23 protein-coding genes, 1 tRNA gene and 1 pseudogene are annotated in these 26871 nt (G+C 43.4%); 16 read left to right on the top strand and 9 right to left on the bottom strand.

Going from position 1 to position 26871, the window contains the following annotated elements:
• Positions 1 to 419 precede the first annotated feature (419 nt).
• Positions 420 to 494 (bottom strand) — tRNA-Arg (locus LG003_RS19675).
• Between the two features lie 189 nt (positions 495 to 683).
• On the opposite strand from LG003_RS19675, the gene mlaA reads away from it, so the two are divergent.
• A complete protein-coding gene (gene mlaA / locus LG003_RS19670; protein WP_112876307.1) occupies positions 684 to 1436 on the top strand; it encodes a phospholipid-binding lipoprotein MlaA in 753 nt (250 codons plus the stop codon).
• Positions 1437 to 1513: 77 nt separating this feature from the next.
• Here mlaA and fadL read toward each other — a convergent pair whose 3' ends face one another.
• Positions 1514 to 2827, bottom strand: a complete 1314-nt coding sequence (gene fadL, locus LG003_RS19665; protein WP_112876306.1) for a long-chain fatty acid transporter FadL — start codon at positions 2825 to 2827, stop codon at positions 1514 to 1516.
• Between the two features lie 583 nt (positions 2828 to 3410).
• Between fadL and fadI the strand changes: the two genes are divergently transcribed.
• The 3 genes from fadI to sixA all read left to right on the top strand — a co-directional run bounded on the left by fadI (position 3411) and on the right by sixA (position 7644).
• Positions 3411 to 4721 carry an acetyl-CoA C-acyltransferase FadI gene (gene fadI / locus LG003_RS19660; RefSeq protein WP_112876305.1) on the top strand — a complete coding sequence of 437 codons (1311 nt, stop codon included), beginning with the start codon at positions 3411 to 3413 and terminating at the stop codon, positions 4719 to 4721.
• Complete coding sequence (gene fadJ / locus LG003_RS19655) at positions 4721 to 6904, top strand: fatty acid oxidation complex subunit alpha FadJ (protein ID WP_262981447.1); 2184 nt, start codon at positions 4721 to 4723, stop codon at positions 6902 to 6904. The genes fadI and fadJ overlap by 1 nt, the downstream gene beginning before the upstream one ends.
• Before the next feature lie 257 nt (positions 6905 to 7161).
• Positions 7162 to 7644, top strand: coding sequence for a phosphohistidine phosphatase SixA (gene sixA, locus LG003_RS19650; RefSeq protein WP_112876303.1), 483 nt, complete (start codon positions 7162 to 7164; stop codon positions 7642 to 7644).
• 20 nt (positions 7645 to 7664) lie between these two features.
• Here the strand turns inward: sixA and smrB are convergent, their stop codons facing one another.
• On the bottom strand, positions 7665 to 8198 hold the full coding sequence (smrB, locus tag LG003_RS19645) for an endonuclease SmrB (RefSeq protein WP_112876302.1): 534 nt from the start codon (positions 8196 to 8198) through the stop codon (positions 7665 to 7667).
• A gap of 236 nt (positions 8199 to 8434) precedes the next feature.
• Between smrB and hutI the strand changes: the two genes are divergently transcribed.
• The 3 genes from hutI to hutC all read left to right on the top strand — a co-directional run bounded on the left by hutI (position 8435) and on the right by hutC (position 11486).
• Entirely contained in the window at positions 8435 to 9682 is a 1248-nt protein-coding gene (gene hutI / locus LG003_RS19640) for an imidazolonepropionase (RefSeq protein ID WP_112876301.1), read from the top strand.
• Positions 9683 to 9692: 10 nt separating this feature from the next.
• A complete protein-coding gene (gene hutG, locus LG003_RS19635) occupies positions 9693 to 10649 on the top strand; it encodes a formimidoylglutamase (protein WP_262981446.1) in 957 nt (318 codons plus the stop codon).
• A gap of 105 nt (positions 10650 to 10754) precedes the next feature.
• A complete protein-coding gene (hutC, locus tag LG003_RS19630) occupies positions 10755 to 11486 on the top strand; it encodes a histidine utilization repressor (protein WP_262981445.1) in 732 nt (243 codons plus the stop codon).
• On the opposite strand, the gene LG003_RS19625 is transcribed toward hutC, so the two are convergent.
• Complete coding sequence (locus LG003_RS19625) at positions 11476 to 12132, bottom strand: HAD family hydrolase (RefSeq protein ID WP_112876298.1); 657 nt, start codon at positions 12130 to 12132, stop codon at positions 11476 to 11478. The genes hutC and LG003_RS19625 overlap by 11 nt on opposite strands.
• A 113-nt stretch (positions 12133 to 12245) precedes the next feature.
• Positions 12246 to 13520 (bottom strand): FAD-dependent oxidoreductase, encoded by a 1275-nt coding sequence (locus LG003_RS19620; protein ID WP_262981444.1) that lies wholly within the window; start codon positions 13518 to 13520, stop codon positions 12246 to 12248.
• 249 nt (positions 13521 to 13769) lie between these two features.
• On the opposite strand from LG003_RS19620, the gene LG003_RS19615 reads away from it, so the two are divergent.
• From LG003_RS19615 to LG003_RS19575, 9 genes are all read left to right on the top strand, one after another.
• Positions 13770 to 14369, top strand: a complete 600-nt coding sequence (locus LG003_RS19615) for a TetR/AcrR family transcriptional regulator (protein WP_158536518.1) — start codon at positions 13770 to 13772, stop codon at positions 14367 to 14369.
• 421 nt (positions 14370 to 14790) lie between these two features.
• Positions 14791 to 16470: a urocanate hydratase gene (gene hutU / locus LG003_RS19610; RefSeq protein ID WP_262981443.1), complete on the top strand. Its 1680-nt coding sequence runs from the start codon at positions 14791 to 14793 to the stop codon at positions 16468 to 16470.
• Positions 16471 to 16478: 8 nt separating this feature from the next.
• On the top strand, positions 16479 to 18023 hold the full coding sequence (gene hutH, locus LG003_RS19605) for a histidine ammonia-lyase (RefSeq protein ID WP_112876294.1): 1545 nt from the start codon (positions 16479 to 16481) through the stop codon (positions 18021 to 18023).
• 87 nt (positions 18024 to 18110) lie between these two features.
• Positions 18111 to 19505 (top strand): amino acid permease, encoded by a 1395-nt coding sequence (locus tag LG003_RS19600; protein WP_262981442.1) that lies wholly within the window; start codon positions 18111 to 18113, stop codon positions 19503 to 19505.
• Positions 19506 to 19860: 355 nt separating this feature from the next.
• Positions 19861 to 20793: a 50S ribosomal protein L3 N(5)-glutamine methyltransferase gene (gene prmB, locus LG003_RS19595; RefSeq protein WP_112876292.1), complete on the top strand. Its 933-nt coding sequence runs from the start codon at positions 19861 to 19863 to the stop codon at positions 20791 to 20793.
• Between the two features lie 86 nt (positions 20794 to 20879).
• A complete protein-coding gene (gene aroC / locus LG003_RS19590) occupies positions 20880 to 21965 on the top strand; it encodes a chorismate synthase (RefSeq protein WP_262981441.1) in 1086 nt (361 codons plus the stop codon).
• A gap of 88 nt (positions 21966 to 22053) precedes the next feature.
• The gene (locus LG003_RS19585) at positions 22054 to 22857 is read left to right on the top strand and encodes a sulfite exporter TauE/SafE family protein (protein WP_262981440.1); all 804 of its coding nucleotides are present in this window, start codon (positions 22054 to 22056) and stop codon (positions 22855 to 22857) included.
• A 22-nt stretch (positions 22858 to 22879) separates the two neighbouring features.
• A complete protein-coding gene (locus LG003_RS19580; protein WP_262981439.1) occupies positions 22880 to 23431 on the top strand; it encodes an elongation factor P hydroxylase in 552 nt (183 codons plus the stop codon).
• 21 nt (positions 23432 to 23452) lie between these two features.
• The gene (locus tag LG003_RS19575; protein WP_112876288.1) at positions 23453 to 23731 is read left to right on the top strand and encodes a YfcL family protein; all 279 of its coding nucleotides are present in this window, start codon (positions 23453 to 23455) and stop codon (positions 23729 to 23731) included.
• A gap of 206 nt (positions 23732 to 23937) precedes the next feature.
• On the opposite strand, the gene LG003_RS19570 is transcribed toward LG003_RS19575, so the two are convergent.
• The 4 genes and pseudogenes from LG003_RS19570 to LG003_RS19555 all read right to left on the bottom strand — a co-directional run.
• On the bottom strand, positions 23938 to 24150 hold the full coding sequence (locus tag LG003_RS19570; RefSeq protein ID WP_262981438.1) for a type II toxin-antitoxin system RelE/ParE family toxin: 213 nt from the start codon (positions 24148 to 24150) through the stop codon (positions 23938 to 23940).
• Positions 24137 to 24436, bottom strand: coding sequence for a type II toxin-antitoxin system RelB/DinJ family antitoxin (locus LG003_RS19565; protein ID WP_112876286.1), 300 nt, complete (start codon positions 24434 to 24436; stop codon positions 24137 to 24139). Before LG003_RS19565 ends, LG003_RS19570 begins: the two co-directional genes overlap by 14 nt.
• 103 nt (positions 24437 to 24539) lie before the next feature.
• Positions 24540 to 26606 carry a bifunctional tRNA (5-methylaminomethyl-2-thiouridine)(34)-methyltransferase MnmD/FAD-dependent 5-carboxymethylaminomethyl-2-thiouridine(34) oxidoreductase MnmC gene (gene mnmC / locus LG003_RS19560; protein ID WP_262981437.1) on the bottom strand — a complete coding sequence of 689 codons (2067 nt, stop codon included), beginning with the start codon at positions 26604 to 26606 and terminating at the stop codon, positions 24540 to 24542.
• 137 nt (positions 26607 to 26743) lie between these two features.
• Positions 26744 to 26871: pseudogene (locus LG003_RS19555) on the bottom strand (IS30 family transposase); the annotation flags it as partial.

Below are 26871 nucleotides of genomic sequence, written 5' to 3'. Positions count from 1 at the left end.
TAGCCTGATTTATTTTCCTTATCTCATTTTCTGATTTTGGCGGTTCTGTATGTGAATTCTCACAAATAGGACATCTCTTTTACTGTAAAAGGCAAAACCAGTAACCAGAAGAAGTCTGTAAAGAGGATAGCGATGAGGTTCCCAATGCCTATTACTTCATTGTCATCTAGCCCAAGCCTTTTCGGCGTTTTTTGTTTTTTGATTGCGGTTTTTCTTGTTGCAAGTACTGTATGGACTCACTAAGCGGTTTTAACACCACAACGACAGCAATAGCAATAACCCGCTTTATTGGTGAGTTTCAGTTTGACTGTGTGACTATTACCCCGTGTTAGAGTCTAAGTGGATTTAGTATGATTGCTTGCTGTTATTGGGTTTTTGGTGGATCTGTTTAAGAATATTTAGGTAGGTTTAGTTAAGAGTGGCGTCCCCTGCTGGAATCGAACCAGCAATTAGCCCTTAGGAGGGGCTTGTTATATCCATTTAACTAAGGGGACATAGCTTTATTATAACGGCTTTTCATTCATAATATAAGGCGTTATAAACTGTTTGCCTATTTAGTGATCGCTTGAATTGAATACCATTCAAGTTAGATTGTCAGTAATATTCACATTATTGATGATCATCGGCGAGTCGTGTAACAAACTGATCTGCCGGATCTAGAAGGTTATTATTTGGAGAGATGTATGAAGTATCGTTTGGGCGGAATCGCTCTTACCGCCGCATTACTAGTGGGATGCGCTAATTCATCTGATACTGTTGAACAGGGGCGTTCAGACCCATTGGAAGGTTTTAACCGTACAATGTTCAACTTTAATTATGATGTTCTTGACCCTTATGTTTTACGTCCAGTCGCGGTAGCGTGGCACGATTATGTGCCGATGCCTGCTCGAAATGGTTTGGGTAATTTTCTGAGTAATCTCGAAGAGCCGGCTAGTATGGTAAACAGTTTCTTGCGTGGTAACCCATATCAGGGGATGAAACATTTTAATCGTTTTTTCCTGAATACCATTTTGGGTATGGGGGGGCTGATTGATGTTGCAACGATGGCAAACCCTAAATTGGCAAAAGAAGAGTCAAAACGCTTTGGGAGTACCCTAGGCTATTATAAGGCGGGATATGGTCCTTATGTTGTATTACCGGGCTATGGCAGTTTCACCCTACGTGATGAAGGGGGAAATTGGGCGGATATGACTTATCCAATGCTGAGTTATCTGACTATTTGGATGTCAGCCGGCAAGTGGGCATTTGAAGGTATTGAAACCCGTGCTCGTTTACTGGATTCTGATGGCTTGTTGAAGAACTCATCAGATCCTTATTTGATGATGCGTGAGGCTTATTTCCAGAGCCATGATTTTATGGCAAGCGGTGGTAAGCTGGAAGCCACGAAAAATCCGAATGCGGAAGCATTACAGGATGATTTGGATAGTATTGATTGATAGTTGTTATTTGATTGTTAACTTTGTAGATAAAAAAGGATAGCAGTGGAACTATCCTTTTTTAGGGCTGCATATTATTAGAATGCGTAGTTGAAGTTCACACCGTAAAGCCAAGCAGTACCTTTAGCTTCGAATTCGTATGGTACATTAGTTGGATCAGATTTGTTATCAGATAATCTCTCTTTGACAGTGACTTTCTGACCGTGCATATAAGAAACACCTACATCAACAGAAGCATCTTTGTTAAATGCGTAAGTTGCACCAGCGCTCAGCCAGAAACGATCTTGATCTGGAATAGAGATAGAACGGTTTTCAGCAGGGATCGGGCTGTCATCAAAGGCGATACCGGTACGGAATGTCCAGTTGTCATCGTGATAATAAGTTGTGCCTAAAGCAATACGATAGGCATCTTTGAAGCCTTCATGTTTACTAAACAGGACTGCGCCGTCTTTTTTCCTAGTCCCTTTCAATTCATCAAACTCACTCCAGCCTGCATACGCCAGGCTATAGTGGATAGCCCATTTAGGTGCTACACGGTTATAACCAGAAACTTCCCAGATATCTGGCAACTTGAGATCCAATTTACCGCCAATGGTTTGACCGCCGGTAGCAGGTAAGCCTACTTTTCGTCCTACCATAGCCGGTATATCGTTTTTATAGTCACCGTCTTTAAATTTAACTTTAACTTTAGAACGGTAAGTCAAGCTGTAACGGTTATTTTCATCCACTTCATACATGATGCCCGCGTTCCAGCCATAACCCCAATCTTTGCCTTCTAGGTTAGCAACTTCATCTGTTGGGTTTATGGCGCCTCGCAGTTTCTGCGACAGAATACCTGCATGACGGACAATTTTTGCATCCGCATAAACAGCGTTCAGCCCTAAACCAAAGCTAAAGTGATCGTTCAGACGATAAGCACCGCTCAGATTGAAGTTCAATGTTGTCAGGTCAGTTTTACCGCCGATGGGTCCTGCTTCATAGTTATTGCTAAAATTGGTTGCCAGGCCGAAGTTGGTGGTGACCGAGGTCCCAACAAACCATTGATCATCGATTGGCATAATGAAATGTATGTTAGGTATCCAAGCGGTAGGAGCAATATTTTTAGCGTTAGTACTTTTGCCCGTTATTGGGGATTTACCGGTAATGTCAACATCAGGGTTGATATAGACAGCACCAATGGAAAATGATGGACGATCAAACAGCGTCATTGCTGCTGGGTTACGACTTCCTACCGTTGCGTTATCAGCAACAACGCCTTCCCCGGAAAAAGCACGGCCCAAAGCCGAAGTAGAAAATTCATTTAACTGGAAACCAGCAGCGCCAGCATTTGATGAAATTATTGCCACTGCAACCGCTAATGCTGAACGGGTGAACAGGTTTTTCTGGTTCATAACCAAAACCCTCTTGTTTATTATTTAACTATGCCACTTATCTTAGCAAGGAGCGCAGGATTGTAGGGTCGGTTTGCCTCGCTGACAAATCAGACCAGTCGTGAAGTATAGGTCTGATAACAGTTGGTGTTGCAAGGATGTTTTCAAAATATTACCAAGTTGATATCAAAAACGCGACTCAGTTAACAAAAAAATGATTTTTGATATTAATAAAAACGTTTAAAAATGATTTTTTAAGATCAAATTTCGACAGATAAATATACTTTAAGGGGTAGAACGAGTTTTCCGGTAGTTTAAGAGAGATAAGATATTAAAATTCATTATGAATATTTGAGTAATGAAATTATGACTGATGTAATAAGCCAATGTTGCACAAAAGCTTGCGAACATGTTCGAATAAGCATTGAAACCATTTAGCCATTAAATAAATTAAAGTTGCGCTTCCTCTCATTTTTGGTTTATTCAGGTTTGCTATTTATAAACATTACGCTAACAATGATCTGTCAGGTCAGACCTGTCCAGGTTGGTTGAAGAGTTTTTTCAGTAATTTGATTCAGTTAACGATAATCTTTCAGGAGCCGTTATGAGTCGTCCTTTAACAAAAGTGACACATCAAGGTGATCGTATCGCCATTGTCAGTGGGCTACGCATTCCATTTGCTAAACAGGCAACATCGTATCACGACATACCGGCTGTGGATTTGGGTAAATCAGTCGTCAGCGAACTTGTGACAAGGAGTGGTTTACTCCCTGAAAAGATTGACCAACTGGTGTTTGGGCAAGTAGTGCAAATGCCTGAAGCGCCGAATATTGCCCGTGAAATCGTTCTTGGTACTGGGTTAAGTGTGAGTACTGATGCTTACAGTGTATCCCGTGCATGTGCCACTAGTTTCCAGGCGATTGCTAATGTGGCTGAAAGCATTATGGCTGGCACGGTGAATATCGGGATTGCTGGTGGAGCAGATTCTTCGTCTGTATTGCCGATTGGTGTGACTAAATCCTTGGCTCGTACTCTGGTGGAGATGAATAAGGCTAAAACGCTATCGCAACGCCTTAAGTTACTTAGCCGCCTTAAATTTCGTGATTTATTGCCTGTATCTCCGGCGGTAGCGGAATATTCGACAGGTCTGCGTATGGGAGATACCGCGGAACAGATGGCGAAGACTTACCGTATCAGTCGAGAAGATCAGGATGCATTAGCACATCGCTCCCATATTCTGGCAGCAAAAGCTTGGGAACAGGGATTGTTGGTTGATGAAGTCATGACAGCTCACTTCCCTCCATATCGTGAAGCATTGCTTGAAGATAATAATATTCGTAAAAATTCTGTACTGACCTCTTATGCGAAGCTGCGTCCGGCATTTGACCGTAAGTACGGCACGGTCACTGCTGCAAACAGTACACCGCTGACGGATGGTGCAGCGGCGGTCATATTGATGCGTGAATCAGTGGCTAAGGCGTTGGGAATAAAACCGCTTGGTTATCTGCGTAGCTATGCATTCTCGGCCATTGATGTCTGGCAAGATATGTTATTAGGGCCGTCATACGCCACGCCAATAGCGCTCGATCGTGCAGGTATTACACTGAAAGATCTAACTTTAATCGATATGCATGAAGCTTTTGCGGCTCAGACACTGGCAAACCTGAAAATGTTTGCCAGTGATGAATTTGCTCGTAATAAATTAGGGCGTGCTCAGGCAATTGGTGAAGTTGATATGGACAAATTTAATGTCTTAGGGGGTTCAATCGCTTATGGGCACCCATTTGCAGCAACAGGAGCTCGTATGGTGACGCAGGTATTGAATGAGTTGCGTCGTCGTGGCGGTGGCCTTGGGCTGACAACAGCTTGTGCTGCTGGCGGGTTGGGCACAGCTATGGTATTGGAGGTGGAATAATGACTCAGGCTCAGCATGATGCTGCACCCATCACTATGGGTACAAACCAAACTGCTTCTGTTTTCAGTTTTGATGTCAGGCCAGATAAGATCGGCATTATCACCATTAATGTACCGGGAGAAAAGGTAAATACGCTGAAAGCAGAATTTGTTGATCAATTTCTGAATGTTTTCAAGCAAGCTCAGCAATCTTCTGGTCTTAAAGGATTAATATTGATTTCCGGTAAGCCGGATACGTTTATTGCTGGTGCTGATATTTCTATGATTGCCGGATGTAAGACCAAAGAAGATGCGCGAGATTTGGCTGAAAAGGGTCAGAAACTATTTTCTCAGATAGCCAATTACCCCTTGCCTGTCGTAGCAGCAATTCATGGCGCTTGTTTGGGGGGCGGTTTGGAATTGGCGCTTGCATGTCATTGGCGTGTATGTTCACAGGATGATAAAACTCGTCTTGGATTACCGGAAGTTCAACTTGGGTTATTACCCGGCTCTGGTGGTACTCAGCGGTTGCCAAGGCTTATTGGTGTTAGTTCAGCGTTGGATATCATTCTGACAGGTAAACAGCTACGGGCGAAACAGGCATTACGGCTCGGATTGGTGGATGATGCTGTGCCGTTGGATATTCTGCTAGACATTGCTATCGAAAAAGTCAAAAAGGGTATTCCTGTGCGTAAGCCTTTGCCGTGGCAACAGCGGCTATTAGTTGGCCCCGTGGGAAGATACTTTTTGTTTAATATTGTTCGTAAAAAGACATTGGCGAAAACTCGTGGTCATTATCCTGCACCTGAACGAATTATTGAAGTTATCAAAGAAGGTCTTGAAAAAGGCATGAGCCAGGGTTTACGGGCTGAGGCGGTGGCATTTGGTGAACTGGCAATGACACGGGAATCTGCTGCTTTACGTAATCTGTTTTTTGCTGCAACTTCGTTGAAGAATGAAACGGGGTCATCAGAGAAGCCGGCGGAGATCAAGCGCGTTGGTATATTAGGTGGTGGTTTGATGGGCGGAGGCATTGCGAATGTAACAGCCACTCGTGGCAAACTACCGGTGCGGATTAAAGATATTAATGAAAAGGGCATTAGCCAGGTATTGAAATATACTTGGGATTTGTTGTCCAAGCGGGTGAAGCAAAAACGACTACGTCCGGCAGAGTGTGCTCAACAAATGATGCTAATTTCAGGAACAGTAGATTATCGTGGTTTCGCACAAACCGATATTGTTGTTGAAGCAGTGTTTGAGGATTTGCCACTAAAACAGCAAATGGTGGCAGAAATTGAAACGAATGCTAAACCAGAAACCATATTTGCATCTAATACATCTTCACTACCTATCCATCAGATTGCTGAAAAAGCCCAACGACCAGAGCAGGTTATTGGTCTGCATTATTTTAGTCCAGTGGATAAGATGCCGCTGGTGGAAGTTATTCCACATCAAGGGACCAGTGAGAAAACGATTGCTACAGTCGTTGCTTTGGCGAAGAAACAGGGTAAAACCGCTATCGTGGTAGGTGATAAAGCCGGGTTTTATGTAAACCGGATTCTTGTCCCTTATATTAGTGAGGCCGCGCATTGCCTGGTAGCAGGAGAACCTATTGACCATATCGATGGAGCACTGGTTAATTTTGGTTTTCCAGTAGGGCCGATTAATTTATTGGATGAAGTAGGTATTGATGTTGGCACCAAAATCATGCCGATTCTGGTAGAACAACTAGGTCCGCGTTTTGCTGCACCTGAGTCTCTCGATGCTGTACTGAAAGATGGTCGTAAGGGTAGGAAAAATGGCCGTGGTTTCTATTTATATGCCTCAGGGTCCAGAAAATTCTGGCAGTTTGGTAAGAAAGGCAAAAAAGTTGATAGCTCAGTTTATACCTTGCTAAATATAACACCTGAGTCGCACATGCTCTCGTCAGAAATTGCTCAACGTTGTGTGATGCTAATGCTTAATGAAGCTGTTCGTTGCTTGGATGAAGGCATTATCAGAAGTCCACGTGATGGTGATATTGGGGCGGTATTTGGCATTGGTTTTCCGCCATTCTTTGGTGGTCCATTCCGTTATATTGATAGCCTTGGTTGTGCCAGAGTGGTGGAGATTCTGCGTAGGCTGGAAAGCCAGTATGGAGACAGATTTGTACCTTGTGAATGTTTAATGAAAATGGCTGAACAGAATAAAAGTTTTTATCCATAGTGGTGGCTTGTACTGTATTGATGAAAAGATGGATTCCGGTGCCGTGGGGCTCCGGAATTATATTAAGTGTTTTTGAATAAAAAAGATCTCTTTATAGGTTCAAACAACATCTATTGGGTTGTCGTTCAATCATTTTATTTGTTTTTGTTTTGAGTAGAATGCTTGTTCACCCTGTCTGAAATGTTTTTTGTAGAAACAATTTTTATTGTATAACTCAGAAGTGGGATAACTGCACTTACTCATTCATACGGTGGACTATGCAAATTTTTATTATGCGTCATGGTGACGCGGCTTTAGATGCAATTAGCGATGCTGCCCGGCAACTCACTCCTCGCGGTTGTGATGAATCGCAAAAAATGGCTTGTTGGTTAGCACAGCAAAAGCATCAGATTGATCTCGTATTGGTGAGTCCTTATATTCGCGCTGAACAAACGTTACAGATTGTTCGTAAATCCTTATCTTTGCCGGATGGTGAAGAGGTGTTGTTGGGATTAACGCCGTCAGGTGATGCTGCTACAGTGAGTAGTTATCTCCAGTTTCTTGCTGAGCAAGGTCATAACGCTGTTTTAGTTGTCTCTCACTTACCATTAGTCAGCTACTTAGTTGCTGAGCTATGTCCGGCAGAAACACCACCGATGTTTGCAACTTCTGCAATGATATGCGTGGATTTAAACAGCCAGACTGGCAAAGGGACTCTTGCCTGGCAGGTCAGTCCGTCTCAATTGGTAGCAAAAGCCTAATAATTCAGCGGCGTATTGGCTCAAGGCTCATCAAGTTCGATAAGCATCAATAGTGCGGCGTTACCTCCCCATTCCTTTGGCGCTTGATGAAAGGCTATGATATCGGGGTGTTGGGCTAACCACAGAGGTGTTTGCTGTTTGAGAATGTGTTTTCCGTGGCCGTGCATGATACAGGCACAATAGACATGTTCACGACGGCAAGCAGCGATCAATGCTCCAATTTCCTGTTTGGCCTGCATTTGAGTTAATCCGTGTAAATCAAGAAACAGTTCTGGCGAATAGTCACCTCGACGTAATTTCTTCAATTCATAATGGTTTGTATCTTCCCTTACGTAACGGGTAGGGCCCTCGGTATCAAGGTTGGGCTGAAATTCATCAGAAAAATAGTAGCTGGCATCAATTTGCTCTTGCTGAATTCGTTCAGGGGCAATATAGCTGGTTTTTTTTCTTCTGGGAGAATGTAAAACGGTATCCTGGTTGATGCGTTTAGTGCCTGTTACCGATTGTTGAAATAAGTGAATCTCTTCCTCATTCAGGGAGTATTTATTTTTCATCATTGCTCAGTTGATTAAACCATTTTGTGACAAGTGTACTGCATCTTTTTAACTATTAAACCTGATTATGTTTAATAAAACCTGATTTTACCGAGTTTGTGGTTTAAAAATGCTGATAAGAAGGTATATCCAGATAGTTAATAAAATAATTTGACAATGACAGTGGGTTGGAAAATAAATGTATATACAATTAAAAAACTGATTTATCAGATACAGACCAATACAGGATGCTGATCATGGTAATAGAACTGTGTGATACTGATACCATCTGGCGTAATGCAAGACTGGCAACAATGGATGCTGCTGTCAATGCAGCTTACGGATTATTAAAAGAATATGATCTTGTGGTGCGTGATGACAAAATTTTAGCTATTTTGCCCACTGCAACATTACAGACGAGTCGTTGCCAGGTAATTGATGTCCAGCAACGCTTAATTACCCCTGGTTTAATCGATTGTCACACCCATTTAGTGTTTGGTGGTAACCGGGCTTATGAGTGGGAACAGCGTTTAAATGGTATGTCCTATGCTGAACTCAGCGCTCAGGGAGGGGGGATTAATGCGACAGTTTCTGCGACTCGGGCCAGTTCTCATGAGCAACTTGAGCGTTCTGCGCAACAACGCCTTGCTGCATTTATGGCCGAAGGTGTGACCACTATTGAGATTAAATCGGGTTATGGATTAAATCTGGAAAATGAAGAAAAGTTGCTACAGGTTGCGCAGCACTTGGCGCGACATAACCCGATCGAGATCAGCCCCACATTGCTTGCTGCTCATACTTGTCCACCTGAATATAAGCATAATCCCGATGCTTATATGGATCTGATTTGCGAAGATATCCTTCCACAACTTTGGCAAAAAGGGCTGTTTGAGGCAGTAGATGTTTTTTGTGAGAGTGTAGGATTTAATCTGGCACAAACTGAGCGACTCTTTCAGGAAGCACAGCGTTGGAACATTCCAGTAAAAGGTCATGTGGAACAGTTATCTCATTTAGGCGGGAGTGAACTGGTCGCTCGCTATCATGGTCTTTCTGTGGATCATATTGAATATTTAGATCAGGCGGGAGTTGAGTCGCTCAGTCACAGTGGTACGGTAGCTGTTTTGCTTCCTGGTGCGTTCTACTTTTTGCAGGAAACACAGCGTCCTCCTATTGATTTATTGCGGCAATTTAATGTGCCGATAGCTGTATCTACCGATTTTAATCCTGGAACCAGCCCATTTGCTTCTTTGCGAATGACCATGAATATGGCATGTGTCCAATTTGGATTGACTCCTGAAGAGGTATGGTTAGGTGTAACCCGACATGCGGCTCGTGCATTGGGCAGAGAACAGCGTCACGGACAGTTGCGTGTAGGAGCTTACGCCGATTTTGTTGTCTGGGATGCAGAAAATCCCGTTGATATTTTCTATGAGTTGGGTCATAACCCTTTGAATACCAGAGTATTTCGTGGTGTTATGACTCATTCCAGCATATATAACAGATAAGGAGCGGTAAATGAATTTATGGCATGCTACTTCGCCGACTATTTGGCAAGGACGAAATGATTTGGTAGAAGCGGATAATGCACTACGGCTTTTTCAAACAGTTAAAGTATCTCCGTATTTTACGCCGGAAGAATTTTCTCACTATATTGCTCTCTTAGGGTTTGAATGTGATGAAGGTGTAAAGCGCAATCAGGGGAGGCTTGGTGCCAATCAAGGCCCTGATTATTTGCGGCAGTCGTTGGCAAATATGGCTAGTCATAAAGGGCATGATAGATTGGTAGATTTGGGAAGCGTTCGTGCTAATCCCAATCAATTGAGTGAAGCACAACAAGCCTTGTCTGATGCCATTACCCAATGTCAACGTCAGAACGTACGTACCTTGGTATTGGGTGGTGGACATGAAACGGCTTTTGCTCATGGTGTTGGCATTTATGATGCTTTTCCACATCAACGTGTTGGTATTATTAACTTTGATGCTCATCTCGATTTACGGCGTTCGCTGCAGCCCACTTCTGGTACACCATTTCGTCAACTTGCTGAATATTGTCAGCAACATCAACGTCTATTTCACTATACTTGCATTGGCGCAAGTTTGGCGTCTAATACGCAGGCATTGGTGGATGAAGCAAATCGCTTGAACGCTACGATTATCTGGGATAATCAATGTTGTGAAACTATGCTGGACAAGGTACAACAGCAGATACAAGATATACTCCAGCAAGTTGATGTGATTTACATGACGATCGATTTGGATGTATTACCTGCTTATCAGATGCCAGCAGTCTCTGCGCCAGCCGCATTGGGGCTGCCATTGGAGCGCCTTCTGCAATTAATTCAGCCAATTTGTCAGAGCGGTAAACTACAGGCGGCTGATTTGGTTGAGCTCAATCCAATATTTGATATACAAGGTATAGGTGGAAGAGCAGCAGCACGTCTTGCCTGGCAATTAGCACATTGGTGGTATTGATTATCTAAAATAACAGTACTATTGTGTTTTCTATTTTGGCAAAGATAGCTTGATAAAGTGAGTGTAATTAATCACTTAACATTTTTATAGCATAAGGAATTTATTGTGACGACGCACTTATCAGGATCATTTGCCAAACCTGCGCCTCTGTATGCCAAAGTGAAACAATCTATCATTGAAAAAATCTACACCGGTGAGTGGAAATCAAATGATCGTGTTCCTTCTGAAGCTGAATTGGTTAAACAGTTTAACTGTAGCCGTATGACTGCTAACCGTGCACTGCGTGAGTTGACCGCTGAAGGGCTATTAGTACGGCTGCAAGGCGTGGGATCGTTTGTCGCAGAACCGAAGGGGCAATCCGCTCTGTTCGAAATTCACAGCATTGCTGATGAGATTTCAGCTCGTTCTCATCAGCATCGCTGTAAAATATTAAAATTATCCGAGCTGGATGCGGATGTGAAACAGGCCGCTGAATTGGACATTATTGTTGGTACGCCGATTTATCATTCGATTATTGTCCATTATGAAAACGATGTTCCTGTTCAAATAGAAGATCGTTATGTTAATGCCCAAGCGGTGCCTGATTATTTGCAACAGGATTTTACGAAACTTACGCCACACGATTATTTGTCAATGATTGCACCTCTAACGGAAGGTGAACACATTGTGGAAGCTATTGCTGGCGATCCTCGATCCTGCAAGTTGTTGCAAATTGAGTCAGGGGTTCCCTGTTTGTTAATTAGTCGCCGAACTTGGTCGACTCATTATACTGTTTCCAGTGCCAGGCTGTTATTTCCGGGTAATCGGTATAAATTGAAAGGACGTTTCAACTCATAGCTATATCCTCATAACTGATTTTTTTCCGTATGAGCTGATAGGGTTGCCATAGATCATTACCTTCATAATGGATTAATGCGATTTCACGTATTTTATCCGTTCCATTTATGGCAACCGTATTGGTAAGCGCATTAAATAAGGGGATGTCAGAGCTAGAATCACCATAGGCAACACATTTTTCCAAATTTAGCCCATGTTCCTGTACATATTTTTTCACTATCTGTAATTTACTTTCGGGCGTTAATATCTGTTCTGGATCAATCGATTCACGAAAAGGTAAAGCAGGAAAATTTGATGCAACAACGATATCAACCCCAAATTTTTTTAAATGTTGGGCAAAGAAGTCTGGTGATAGGGTAATGACCATAGATATTTCACCTTTGGTTCTGATATCGTCAAAAACCTCTTTTATTCCTCCAATCCACGGTGAGGCATGAAAAACTTTAGCAACGTCAGCGTACTGCAAGTTTGACCATAGACGTTGTAATTCAGCGGCAAATTTCTTGGTATCTATATCGCCTTGAGAAAATTGTTTTTCCAGCAGATGAAGCTCTGTCAGGCAATTCATTGTACGGGCAATTTCCAGACTTGCTGTGGTTCCTCTGAGAAGAGTGCCGTCCATATCAAAAACATGTAATACTTTCATAATAAACCTAAGTCATTTTTTCGTTATAGGGAGAGGGTAGGTTTGTTCGTGATGGTAAACATATAGGGATTACCTATCTTAGTAATCCCCCGCTTATTCAGCTAGCTCACGAATTAGGCGGCTTCTACTGCCAAGGTTTTAAGAACCGCTGAGGCGGCATAGTGGCCACTAATCATTGCAGCAACAATACCTCTGAAAATTCCACAAGCATCGCCTGCAACCCATACAGGATAAGGGGAAGTTTCCAGGCTTAAATCACCGTCAAGACTGGGATACCAACCGACACCTTCTAGTGTAGGACCGACGATATGTGTATTCTCGTGATCAATTTCGGGAAATTTTTTGATAATATTACGTAATCCTTGCAACATTTTATCGAATAGCTCTTCTCCATAAATAGATATAAGTTGTGTAATTATGTTAGCATTTCCTGCTAATACATCTTGTACTTTGATTCTAAAGTAAGAATCTTCTTGCTTCATGGCGGAAACAATATTATTGAGTGCTCGGTCCGCGATATCTTCATCGAGGATACGTGTATTAAACCCAACATTAGATCGTCCTGTCGAAGGGCCGTCAGAATGACCGGAAACGGTCCATAAATCTTGGGTTTTTGTTAATACTGTTTCGCCATCCCGGCAAGCACAGAAAGTACGCCATTCAATAACGCCATCATCCGACCGAAACTTTAACTTCGGGTCGAGTTGTTTCATATTTTTAAAAAATGCCAAATCTTCTTGCTGTTCAATGCGGAACCCAACTTCTAACCGATTGAAAGATTGTTTTTTAACCAGGCTGGCAATCTCTAATGGACCAAATCTTCCACTAGCTAAAATGATTCGTCGGCATTCAATTTGATAAGTATTGGCATTTTTGTCTCTTAAATTCATAATCAGAGCATCTTTTCTTTTGACGTATTTATAAGACAGGAATTTAGTTTGTGTGATGATATCTGCATCTGCCGTTTGCACCATATCTTCAACAAGATTAATTCTATCTTCAAGAGACATATAATTAGAGGGATAATCTTTTAATACCCATTCCCCGGAGCCTACTGTAAAGTCTTTGGGATTTGTTGGGAATGGTGGTGTGTCCAGACCATATGTGTTTAGCGTGGTGCATGTCCATTCATAAGCTTGCCGTAATTCCAGTTCATTTGGTAACTCCCAAAGTGCACTGGCAGAAGGAAAAAATGAGAATTTTCCGTCAGAAAACAGCCCTGCACCACCGTGTCCTTCGGTTATCTCAACGAGATTATCTTTATCGCGTTCATGAATAGCTTTGCCATTATCGATTAGTACAACTCGTAAACCTTTTCCTTTCAATTTCTGTACCGCAGCTAAACCTGCTGGGCCAGCGCCAATAACAGCGACATCATATACAGACATTTCTCTCCTCCATTCTTTAGTCAGAATTAATGTTCCTGGGAACATTTTCTATGAGTTGAGCATTGAATTATTTGTTCGGTTTTACGGAGTACATCCCGTTTTTTGCTAGAAATAGCATTCTATTCCGATTACCCTTATCAAATACGAAACTACTGGTATCGAAAATAGAACGTCTAAACTTGCTTTTATGGTCCTATTTGTCAATACCAATTTTGGGGTATTTTAATTTGTCAATGAATGGAGCGATTTATGAGTGAGAATGAGCGGCTATCCCCATTAAGACGTGGGCGTCCACGCGATAATGACACAACAAAAGCTGTGTTGAATGCTGCACTTGTTCTCGTTGAAAGTGGACGGATTGCAGATATTACTATTAACCATATTGCCTTGTATTCAGGCGTTGCGAAATCGACTATTTATCGTAGATGGCCGAATGTATCAGCAGTTTTAATGGATGCTTTCTTTGATGATATTGAACCTCTAATTATTTATGACAAACAGATGCCGGTGATAGAATCCATGCGGATTACCATTAAAAAGCTTATTGAAGTGTTGCAAAGTAAGCACGGGTTACTGTTTAGGTATCTGTTGGGATCAGCGCAGTACGATACTGAGGTGAGAGAGGTTTTTATTCAGCGCTGGCTTGAACCACGACGACAGTTAGGAAAGCAGATTATTTTACATGCTATCGAGCGGGGAGAAATTTCTTCTCATACTGATCGTGACTTATTGTTAGACTGCATTTTCGGTGCTATTTACTACAAATATATGGTTTCTTTTTCTCTCGTTACACCTGAATTTGTCGATAAGGTTATTGATTGTGCGTTTGGTGGTTTGGCTAGGGATTGAATGTTCATTTCGATAAAAAAGGATCTGTTGGCGGTTATAGGTGTCCCATCCAAAGAGTGATTTTTGCTAAGTCAAAATAGCTTTTTCATATATCTCATCCAATACGCCACCACATGTTGTGGCGTTGTCAGTTTATTACATCGTTGGCAAAAGAACTTTCTCTAGCCAGGAAAAACCCTTTCTTAGTTAAATTATATTTTTGTAAAATTTATGTAAATAATTTGTGATTGTAAACACAAAAATAAGAAAAATATGATTCCTTGATAATTGGAGAGAAATAATATTAACAAATTGATTCATAAGAAAATAAAAATAATAAACTCATCAATTTGTCATTTTAGCTAATGGTTTGGTCTATTGAATATACATGTATGTACAACTATACATTAGCAAATATCTAAAGACCAAAAGGAGCCAGACCGTGACCGCCCAAAATAGTAAATTCCGTAATGTTGGTATTCGGGCACCCAGAGGAACACAATTAACAGCCAAAAGTTGGCTAACCGAAGCTCCTCTGCGCATGTTAATGAATAATCTTGATCCAGAAGTTGCTGAAAACTCTTATGAACTGGTGGTGTATGGTGGTATTGGTCGGGCTGCTAGAAATTGGGAGTGCTATGACAAGATTATTGAAACACTGAAAGAGTTGGAAGACGATGAAACGTTGTTAATCCAATCGGGTAAGCCGGTTGGGGTATTTAAAACCCATAGCAATGCCCCACGGGTACTTATTGCAAATTCGAATTTGGTGCCGCACTGGGCGACTTGGGAACACTTCAACGAGCTGGATGCTAAAGGGCTGGCTATGTACGGCCAAATGACGGCGGGTAGCTGGATTTACATTGGCAGCCAGGGAATTGTTCAAGGCACCTATGAAACGTTTGTGGAAGCTGGTCGCCAGCATTATAACGGTAATTTACAGGGCCGTTGGGTGTTAACTGCTGGTTTGGGAGGGATGGGGGGAGCACAACCGCTGGCTGCAACACTGGCTGGAGCGTGTTCGCTAAATATTGAGTGTCAGCAAAGCAGGATTGATTTCCGTCTGCGTACTGGTTATGTCGATGAACAAGCGAAAGATCTGGATGACGCCCTGGCTCGGATCGAAAAATACACTCAGGAAGGCAAAGCCATCTCTATCGCACTGTGCGGTAATGCGGCTGAAATCTTGCCGGAATTAGTCCGTCGGGGCGTACACCCGGATTTGGTCACTGACCAGACAAGTGCACACGATCCTCTCAATGGCTATCTACCGAAAAACTGGAGTTGGGAAGAATACCGCCAACGTGCTATTTCAGCACCGGAAGAGGTCATCAAAGCAGCAAGATCTTCAATGGTGGAACATGTTAAGGCGATGTTGATTTTCCAGCAACAGGGCATTCCTGTTTTTGATTACGGCAACAACATTCGCCAAATGGCATATGAAGTCGGCGTAGAAAATGCTTTCGATTTTCCTGGTTTTGTTCCTACTTATATTCGCCCGTTATTTTGCCGTGGTATCGGGCCCTTCCGCTGGGTAGCGCTTTCTGGTGATCCACAGGATATCTATAAAACTGACGCTAAAGTTAAAGAATTACTCCCCGATGATCAACATTTGCATCATTGGCTAGATATGGCGAGGGAACGCATCAGCTTTCAGGGTCTACCTGCCCGTATCTGTTGGGTTGGTTTAGGGCAGCGAGCCAAGCTAGGGTTAGCTTTTAACGAAATGGTACGCAGTGGCGAACTTTCTGCACCGATTGTTATTGGTCGTGACCATCTGGATTCCGGCTCTGTAGCCAGCCCGAATCGCGAGACTGAATCCATGTGTGATGGCTCTGATGCCGTTTCGGACTGGCCGTTGCTAAATGCCTTACTGAATACTGCCAGCGGTGCTACCTGGGTTTCTCTGCATCATGGCGGTGGTGTCGGCATGGGTTTCTCACAACATGCCGGTATGGTGATTGTTTGTGATGGAACTGATGAAGCCGCAGAACGTATAGCACGGGTGCTACATAACGATCCGGCCACTGGGGTTATGCGTCATGCCGATGCAGGTTATGAAATCGCTATCCATTGTGCCAAAGAGCAAGGACTAGACTTGCCGATGCTTAATACAAAATAAGGAACATTATGAAGCAGCTAACTATTTATCCAGGCAAATTGACCCTTGATGAACTACGTCAGGTTTATCTACAACCGATAAAAATCACGCTGGATAGCCAAATTTTTCCTGCTATTGAACACAGCGTGGAGTGTGTTAATGCGATTCTTGCTGAAAATCGCATTGCCTATGGGATTAATACCGGGTTCGGGCTATTAGCCAGTACACGAATTGAAGAAGATAATTTAGAAAAACTACAGCGTTCGCTTGTCGTTTCTCATGCTGCCGGGGTCGGTGAAGCGTTGGACGATAATATGACCCGGTTGATCATGGTATTGAAAATTAACAGCCTCTCCCGTGGTTACTCAGGTATTCGTCTCGCCGTTATTCAAGCATTAATCGCGTTAGTCAATGCGGAAATTTATCCTCATATTCCCTGTAAAGGATCGGTAGGGGCTTCGGGTGATTTAGCGCCGTTGGCACATATGAGCTTGTTATTACTTGGGGAAGGGCAAGCGCATTATCAGGGCGAATGGCTGCCAGCCAAAGAAGCGCTGGCAAAGGCCAATTTACAACCCATTACATTAGCGGCTAAAGAAGGTTTGGCGTTACTCAATGGAACCCAAGTATCCACGGCCTTTGCGTTACGTGGGTTATTTGAGGCAGAAGATCTGTTGGCGGCAGCGATAGTTTGTGGTTCTTTATCCGTAGAGGCGGCATTGGGTTCCCGCAAACCATTTGATGCCCGTGTACATGCGGTACGGGGGCAACAGGGGCAGATCGATGTTGCCGCATTGTATCGTCATGTATTAGAGGAGAGCAGCGAACTATCAGATTCTCACATCAATTGCCCCAAGGTACAGGACCCTTATTCATTACGTTGTCAGCCACAAGTCATGGGCGCTTGCCTGACTCAGTTGCGCTATGCTGCTGATGTTATTCTGACTGAAGCTAATGCCGTATCTGATAACCCACTGGTGTTTGCTGAGCAGGGAGAAGTGATTTCCGGTGGTAACTTCCATGCTGAACCTGTTGCAATGGCGTCTGATAATTTGGCTCTGGTATTGGCAGAGATAGGTGCATTGTCAGAACGACGTATTGCGTTGTTGATGGATTCACATATGTCACAGCTTCCGCCTTTTCTGGTTGAGAATGGTGGTGTGAATTCAGGTTTTATGATTGCACAAGTGACGGCAGCGGCGCTTGCCAGTGAAAATAAAGCATTAGCACACCCGGCGAGTGTTGACAGTTTACCAACTTCGGCTAATCAAGAAGATCATGTATCAATGGCGCCGGCTGCGGGACGTCGTTTATGGGAGATGGCAGAAAATACCCGAGGTATTCTGGCAATTGAATGGTTATCTGCCTGCCAGGGGATCGATTTCCGTAATGGCCTGAAAAGCAGCCCGATTTTGGAAGAAGCGCGTGTTATCTTGAGAGCGAAAGTAGATTATTATGATCAGGATCGTTTTTTTGCACCTGATATTAATGCTGCTGTGAAATTATTAGCTGAGCAACATCTCTCCTCATTACTTCCTTCTGGACAGATATTACAGAGTAAAAATAACCGTTAAATAAGCCAATGGCCGGTGCCCGACCGGCCTGATTGTCACATTTATCTTTCTCATAAAACCCAATAATAAAAGATAAGAGGGTAAATCATGCAAGCTTCATTACAACTAGAGCGAGGACTCAACGCACGCCATATCCGGTTTATGGCGTTGGGTTCTGCGATTGGTACAGGTCTTTTTTATGGTTCTGCTGAAGCAATAAACATGGCCGGTCCGGCGGTATTGTTAGCTTATTTAGTGGGCGGTGCTGCTGTCTTTATGGTTATGCGTGCTTTAGGAGAAATGGCGGTCTACAGACCGGATGCCGGCTCTTTCGCCAGTTACGCTCATCAATATTTAGGCCCGTTACCCGGATTTATTACCGGCTGGACTTATACTTTCGAAATGATCATCGTTTGTCTGGCGGATGTGACTGCTTTTGGCATTTATATGGGGCTATGGTACCCGGAAGTGCCGCGTTGGATATGGGTACTTAGCATTATTTTCATTATTGGCGCGCTCAATCTTTGTAAAGTCAAAGTATTTGGCGAAATGGAATTCTGGTTATCGATTCTGAAAGTTGCTGCAATCAGCGCCATGATTATTGCCGGAACCTGTATTATTCTGTTTGGTTTTAGCGGCCATTTTCAGGCAACGGGGGTTCAAAATCTGTGGCAACACGGGGGATTTATGCCTAATGGGTTGGGGGGCATTATTGAGTCTCTGGCTGTTGTGATGTTTGCTTTTGGTGGTATTGAAATCATTGGTATTACATCCAGTGAAGCTAAAAATCCGGCGAAAGTGATCCCGCAAGCGATTAACTCTATCCCGTTTCGCATTCTTCTGTTTTATGTACTCACTATTTTTGTATTAATGGCGATTTACCCTTGGAACAGCATCGGCCAAGAAGGTAGTCCATTTGTCGCAATATTTCAGGGATTAGGCATTGGTTCGGCGGCGAATATTCTGAATATTATCGTCATTACGGCGGCAATTTCGGCCATTAACAGCGATATTTTTGGTGCCGGTCGTATGATGTATGGTATGGCGGAGAAAGGATTAGCCCATAAAAAATTTATGCATTTAAGCCGTAACGGCGTGCCTTGGGTGACGATCATGGTTATGACACTGGCGTTATTGTGTGCTGTGGTTCTCAATTATTTGCTGCCTAAACAGGTATTTGTCATTGTTGCTTCGATTGCGACTTTTGCCACTGTGTGGGTCTGGTTAATGATTTTGCTATCTCAATTTGCTATGCGCAGAAAAATGTCACCGGGAGAAGCACAAAAATTACAATTCCCAGTACCGATGTGGCCTGTTGCGCCGATTTTGACCATCGTGTTTATGATATTTATTATTGCTGTTCTCAGTTACTTCCCTGCGACACGAATTGCGTTCTATGTGGGAGGTGTATGGATCGCGCTGTTAATATCCGCCTATTATTTATGGATACGAAAAAATGTCATTATTGTGAGCGCTCAATCAGCCAAAGAAACGCGGTGTTAAATAGGTATACCTATGGATTTCAAGATGCGTCGCGACGGCAAGGGAGCGAATCCCCGGAAGCATAGATAACTATGTGACCGGGGTGAGTGAGTGTAGCCAACAAAGAGGCAACTTGAAAGATGACGGGTATAGAAACCAAACCGTCTTGTTGTTGAATAAGACGGTTTGCATCGAAAATTAATTAAAAATCTACGATAAAATATCTGGGTTGCCTTTTTAGTTGTCATTCCTTAATTCATTGTTCGCTTAACATTAGTACTTAAAATTCTATATCATTAACCTGATATAAAGCTGATTTGTCTCAATGATCGTGGCAAACTAGCAGGCTAATGAATTTGCAGGGTTGGAGGCGCTTTTGGACAAGATTTTTATCGATGAGGCAGTAGCTGAGTTATATACCATTCAGGATATGTTGCGCTGGTCTGTTAGCCGGTTTAATGCGGCGAATATTTATTACGGGCACGGCACAGACAATCCCTGGGATGAGGCACTGCAACTGGTTCTTCCATCACTGTTTTTGCCGTTGGATATCCCACAAGAGATGCTAACCACGCGACTGACATCAACTGAACGTCATCGTATTGTTGAACGGGTACTGCGCCGTATTAATGAGCGTATTCCAGTTGCTTATTTGACTAACAGAGCTTGGTTTTGTGGTCATGAATTTTATGTTGATGAACGGGTTTTGGTTCCGCGTTCACCGATTGGTGAATTAATTAATAATGAATTTGCAGGATTGATCCCTGAGCAGCCCGCCAATATCCTCGATCTCTGCACGGGTAGTGGTTGTATTGCCATTGCTTGTGCATATGCTTTCCCGGAAGCAGAAGTAGATGCGGTGGATATTTCCGCAGATGTGCTGGCCGTGACTGAACAGAATATTCAGAATCACAGCCTTGACCACCGGGTCATTCCGATTCGTTCTGATCTGTTCCGCGATATGCCACCGGTTAAATACGATCTTATTGTCACGAACCCGCCTTATGTTGATGCCGAGGATATGAGCGACTTGCCGGAAGAGTTTCGCCGTGAGCCTGAGCTGGGTTTGGCGGCGGGTTCGGATGGTTTGAAACTGGCACGCCGTATTCTGGCAACTGCGCCAAATTTTCTCACTGAACGAGGTGTATTGATTTGTGAGGTTGGTAACAGTATGGTGCATTTGATTGGACAATATCCTGATGTGCCATTTACTTGGTTGGAATTTGAATATGGTGGTGATGGCGTATTTATGTTGACACGTCAACAGTTGGTTGAACATCACGAACATTTTCGCTTATTCAAAGATTGAATAATTGAATAGGCTGTAGCTGCGGTAATAATAATGCAAAACGGGCAGAGTTAAATAAAAAGAACGGTTAACAGGAAGGAATTGGGATGGCGGGAAATAGTATCGGGCAATTTTTCCGGGTCACCACTTTTGGCGAATCTCACGGTTTGGCGTTGGGATGTATTGTCGATGGTGTGCCACCGGGCATTGCAATCACAGAAGCTGATCTGCAAGTTGATTTAGATAGGCGTCGTCCGGGAACTTCCCGTTATACAACGCAGCGCCGTGAGTCGGATCAGGTTCGCATTCTTTCTGGTGTATTTGAAGGGGTAACTACTGGCACCAGTATCGGTTTACTCATTGAAAATACTGACCAGCGTTCTCAGGATTACAGCGCTATTAAAGATGTATTTCGTCCAGGCCATGCCGATTACACTTATGAACAGAAATACGGTATCCGCGACTATCGTGGTGGTGGCCGCTCTTCTGCTCGCGAAACGGCAATGCGTGTTGCGGCAGGTGCAATAGCGAAAAAATATTTGCTGGATAAATATGGCATTCGTGTCCGTGCTTGCTTGACCCAAATGGGTAATATCCATTGCCAATTGAAAGATTGGGAACAGGTGGAACAAAACCCATTTTTCAGTCCTGATGAAACCAAGCTTGAACAACTTGATGCCCTGATGCGTGAACTGAAAAAGGCGGGCGATTCTATTGGCGCGAAAGTGACAGTGGTCGCGGAAAATGTTCCTGCTGGTTTGGGAGAACCGGTTTTCGATCGCCTTGATGCTGATATTGCTCATGCGCTGATGAGTATTAATGCAGTAAAAGGTGTTGAAATTGGTGATGGTTTTGGTGTTATCAATTTACGTGGCAGCGAAAACAGAGATGAAATAACTGCTCGGGGATTCACCAGTAATCATGCGGGAGGAATTCTGGGGGGTATTAGCAGTAGCCAGCCAATTGTTGCTCATATTGCGTTGAAGCCAACTTCTAGCATCATGGTGCCTGGCAAAACGATTAACCGTCAGGGTGAAGAAGTGGAAATGGTCACTCGTGGTCGCCATGATCCTTGTGTTGGTATCCGTGCTGTACCAATTGCAGAAGCTATGATGGCGATTGTGCTGATGGATCACCTGTTACGCCAGCGAGCGCAGTGTGCTGATGTAGAATCCAGCCTTCCTCGCTGGTGAATTTGAGAATGAAGCTAGCCTTGAAAATCCCAGAGACTGAAATGGGTAGCTTAATGTTGATAAGCGGTTTCTTTTGATGGGATGAAATATGGACTGGTTATTGTCATTAAGTGCGGAAGTTTACGTTCTGCTCTTTCTGGTTGCAGTGATGGCTGGATTTATTGACTCGATTTCTGGTGGTGGCGGTCTATTGACCATCCCGGCGCTGTTATCCGTTGGTGTCTCTCCGGTGCAGGCGTTGGCGACCAACAAGTTGCAGGCAATGGGAGGCTCCTTCTCTGCCAGCCTCTATTTTGTTCGTTACGGTGAGGTTGATCTCAAATCTCAACGCTTTGCCATACTGATGACATTACTTGGCTCAATGGCTGGTGCGATTATTGTCCAGTTTATAAAGCCAGATTTTCTCTGTCAGCTATTACCGGTTCTGGTCATTATCATTGGTCTTTATTTCCTTTTGACGCCAGCCATTGGTATGGAAGATAGCCATCGTCGCTTGACGCCTGTGGCCTTTGCCTTGTTTATCGGGAGTGGGCTTGGTTTATATGACGGCATATTTGGTCCCGGTGTTGGCTCATTTTATGCATTAGCTTATGTTGTGTTGTGCGGCTATAACCTGGCAAAATCCACCGCGCATGCTAAGGTACTGAACTTTGCTTCTAATATAGGTTCACTGGCGCTTTTTATCCTTGGCGGTCAAGTTTTGTGGATATTGGGCCTTGTGATGTTGGCAGGGCAAGTGATTGGCGCGCGGTTAGGCGCAAGTTTGGTTTTGACTCATGGGCAAAAATTGATTCGCCCTATGATTGTCATTATCTCTTTTTTGATAAGTATTAAGTTACTGAATGATAATCACGGCGATACGATCCGTAGCTGGCTAGCATTTTATTTTTGATTCAGGATCTTGTTTTTAATTCATGATAACGCATAACTATCAACAACTTATTGATATTTTTAATCGCTGTTTTGGTGATGAATACAACACTCGTTTGGTTAAAGGCGATAACGAACCTATTTATCTGCCGGCAGATGAAGAGGTTCTCTATAACCGGATTGTGTTTGCTCATGGTTTCTATGCCAGTGCATTACATGAAATTGCTCATTGGTGCATTGCGGGTAAAGAGCGTCGTAAGCTAGTGGATTTTGGTTATTGGTATTGCCCGGATGGGCGTGATGCACAGACGCAAAGTGAATTTGAAAAAGTAGAAATTAAACCACAGGCACTTGATTGGTTGTTTTGTACTGCGGCAGGTTTTCCGTTTAATGTCAGTTGTGACAACCTTGAAGGGGATTTTGAACCTGACAGATTAGTTTTTCAGCGTAAAGTTCATGCTCAGATCATAGACTATTTGGCGCAGGGTATACCTGCAAGAGCAGAGTGCTTTATTCAGGGATTGCACTCGTTCTACAATACGCCCCCATTGAAAGCAGAACATTTCCCTTATCCGGAAGATATGTTCGTAGAATGAAATTGAATTTAAGGAAAAATAATGCTTGCTGAGTTTGAAACGCGCATTTTGGCGCAAATCGATGACATGGTAGATCATGCCAGTGATGATGAATTGTTTGCTGGTGGTTATCTCCGCGGGCATCTCACTTTAGCGGTAGCAGAATTGGAGCAGGAAGGTGCGCATACGGCTGAACAGCTTCATGATCGTGTTGAAGGAAGTATCCAAAATGCGATTAAAGCGGGAGAATTGGCACCACCAGATCAGGTTCTTGTTCTTAATACCTGGCAGCGCCTGCTGGATAATGCCAAAGCTGAATAATTTTATTAAAGGGCAGAAAACGAACTGTGCTACCAAAATTCATATGAATATCTAACGCTTGGCGGTGCAGTTCGCCAGAATCAGAGGCTCAATAGCGATTTTTATTCTTTCTATGTTTTACTTTATCTCGTTTAATGGCGGCCATTGTCGTGAGGTATGTAGTACCCGTAGGATAACCACCGTGTGGGTTGTTTCGGCATACACCACTACATAACTACATAGTTGGCTCGGACAACCATCTCCCGCGTGCCGGGAATGCGGCCTGGTCGGTAAAGTTGCGGGCGTTCTGGTAATGTTGCCACCTTATTCTCTATTTCGTTTTTTAACTGTTGAGCTGCATGGGGATTATCGTCAGATATGTAATCAATAATTATCAACAAATCAGCTCTGGCTGTTTCCCTCCATTCAAGAGTTAGCACGAAGTTTCCTTTCAATTAATTCTTGCGCTTCATCCATTACTTGCTGATGTGGGACTGATTGGCGCGTATCGTCGAGCGCTTCTTGCACTTTAGCGAAAAACCAAGCGTCGTAAGTTTCCGTATCAGCGGTGAAACCAGCGGGTAATGCACCATCTCTGGCGACACGGGTTAGCAGGATGCGCACAGCATCAGATATGGTTAGGCCTAAATTAGCGAGCGTTTTTGTCGCATCGGTCTTGAGTTTGTCGTCTACACGAACGTGCAGCATTGATGTTTGAGTAGCCATTTTTTTATCCTCCGTTTATCAGATTCCATTATGTATCTCATTTGAGAGCTATGTGCAAGCGTTAGGATACATTAAATGATATTACCAAAATTCATATGAATATCTAACGCTTGGCGGTACAGTTCCTTAATGGCTTTTCGATTTTCACTTTACGGCCTTTCAGTAGTTTTCTGATCCAAAAACGATTTGGATGAAGAGCTGCCAGTGTTTCATTATCCAGTGGTAATGGCTCATCAAAGATCTGCCCTGCAAGGATTTCTGCACTGAGTGGCGCAGAGCATAATCCACGAGAACCTAATGCCCCGATAACAAACAGATTGGAATAACAAGGTGCATCTGTGATGGGGGCCCTTGTACGGATTTGTTCTGGCAGATCTTGATAATCTGCCATTATTTCATTGAGATTCGGCACATTTCCCACCATTGGCATATGATCACGAATAGCGCAGCGAATACCTTGACGGGATTGTTTAGCAGAAACATCAACCTGATTTACCCATTCGGCATCAGGTAAACATTTCAGCAATCGATCTCGGTTCTCCTGTTGTTCTATTTCAGAATATTCACTATCAAGCCGATGACGCTGATAACTGGCGCCGATACAATGGTGTTGATTGGCTGGATTAGACGGTGTTATATAACCATCGTAGCAAAGTACATTTTGCAATTGGCTCAGATCAGTTGTCGTTGGAATATGGCTGACTTGACCACGAACAGCAGTTACCGGCAGTTTCTCAGTTTGTTCAAATTGGGGTAGATGATGACCGTTGGCGATAATTACCGTTTTATGCTGTACATTTAACGGTTGTCCTTGATGCATCAAATGCAGTTGCCAACCATGTTGGTTGTGATTAAGCGCGGTAACTTGATGATTTAAGCGACAGAGCATGCCTTGCTGTTGGGCTAATTCGGTTGCCGTTTTGGTGAGTTCAGCCGGGCATATCCATCCGCCTTGTGAATAGTGAATGCCGTGGTGATGAATATCCAGCCCACATTTTTCACTCAACTGATGACAATTCATGCCGATGGCGAGTTCATTCGGCCATTCTGTTGCCAGCATTTTCTCAATTTTCTTGCTACTTTTTTCATCATAAGCAAGTTGGCTGACACCACACCATTGGTGGTCGAAATCAATTCCTTGCGCTGATAGCTGCTTATACTGGCGGCGGGCAAAGGTAAATGCCGCGGTAAAGAATTTTTCGAGTTCGTTATTATTACCGTTAAGTAATGGGTAAAGTGCTCCTTGGCGATTACCGGATGCACCTTGTGCCGAGGTTGTATCCTGACAGTAAAGAGTCACCTGCGCTCCACGACGCAGTAGCGCGAGTGCGGTGAAAATACTGGCAATCCCGCCGCCGATAATGGCGATATCATTGGTGTGGCTTGCTGACGGCCGGGCAAACCAAGGTGCAGGTAATGGCTGATATTTATGAGTTGCTAAAACCCCAGTCAGCATTTCTCTTTTGCGGCCAAATCCTTTGACTTTACTGACATTAAAACCGGCTTGTTGTAAACCACGACGGACGATACCCGCAGAAGTAAAGGTTGCAAAAGTGCCTTCTGGATGAGCAAATTGTGCCATTGCAGCAAACAACTGTTCACCCCACATTTGCGGGTTTTTGGCAGGAGCAAAGCCATCTAAAAACCAAGCATCTATTTTGCTGTGAAGACTGGAATCCATTGTTGGCAACAGATCATTGACGTCACCAAACCATAAATCCAGTGTGACGGTTCCGTTTGCCATAATCAATCGGTGACAGCCTGCTAGTGGTTGAGGCCATTGCTGACAGAGTTGCTGAGAAAAAATTTCAAGCTCAGGCCAGCGTTGATGAGCGGCTTTTAACTCGTTGGTTTTCAGTGGATACTTCTCGAAACTGATGAAATGTAGACGCTTCAATGGGGCATCAGGATTTTGCTGTCGAAATGCATCAAATGATTGCCAGAGCGTCAGAAAATTTAATCCCGTTCCGAAGCCGGTTTCCGCGATTACACAGTTAGAACGGGAATGAGTGCTGAATCGTTGGGGGAAGCGGTTACCGTTGAGAAATACATAACGGGTTTCTTCCAGCCCATCTTGATTTGAGAAGTAAACGTCATCAAACTGTGTTGAAACCGGAGTACCTTGATCATTCCAACTTAGGGTTGCGGTACAGATAACAGAATTTTTCACGGTAATGCCTGTAATATTACTGATAATAATGCGATTTTAGCGAGGTTGGGGTTGATGTACCACCTGGCAGAAGAAAAGAGTGGAAAAGTGTTGAGCCTTGCTTGCGGCGTGTACGGTTTTGCCATCCCAAATTTTCAGGGGCGATTATTTAATCGGTTTATGAAAAATTTATCTCTCGGTTAGAGACTTTATTAAAGTCTGTTATTTTTGGAAAGTATTGACTGATGAGTCCATTGATATTCTCATTTATTTCTCTTTTATCTTT

The sequence above is a fragment of the Photorhabdus kleinii genome (assembly GCF_025384885.1).
Classification (GTDB): Bacteria; Pseudomonadota; Gammaproteobacteria; order Enterobacterales; family Enterobacteriaceae; genus Photorhabdus; species Photorhabdus kayaii.
This window is presented reverse-complemented; position numbering and strand designations above follow the sequence as displayed.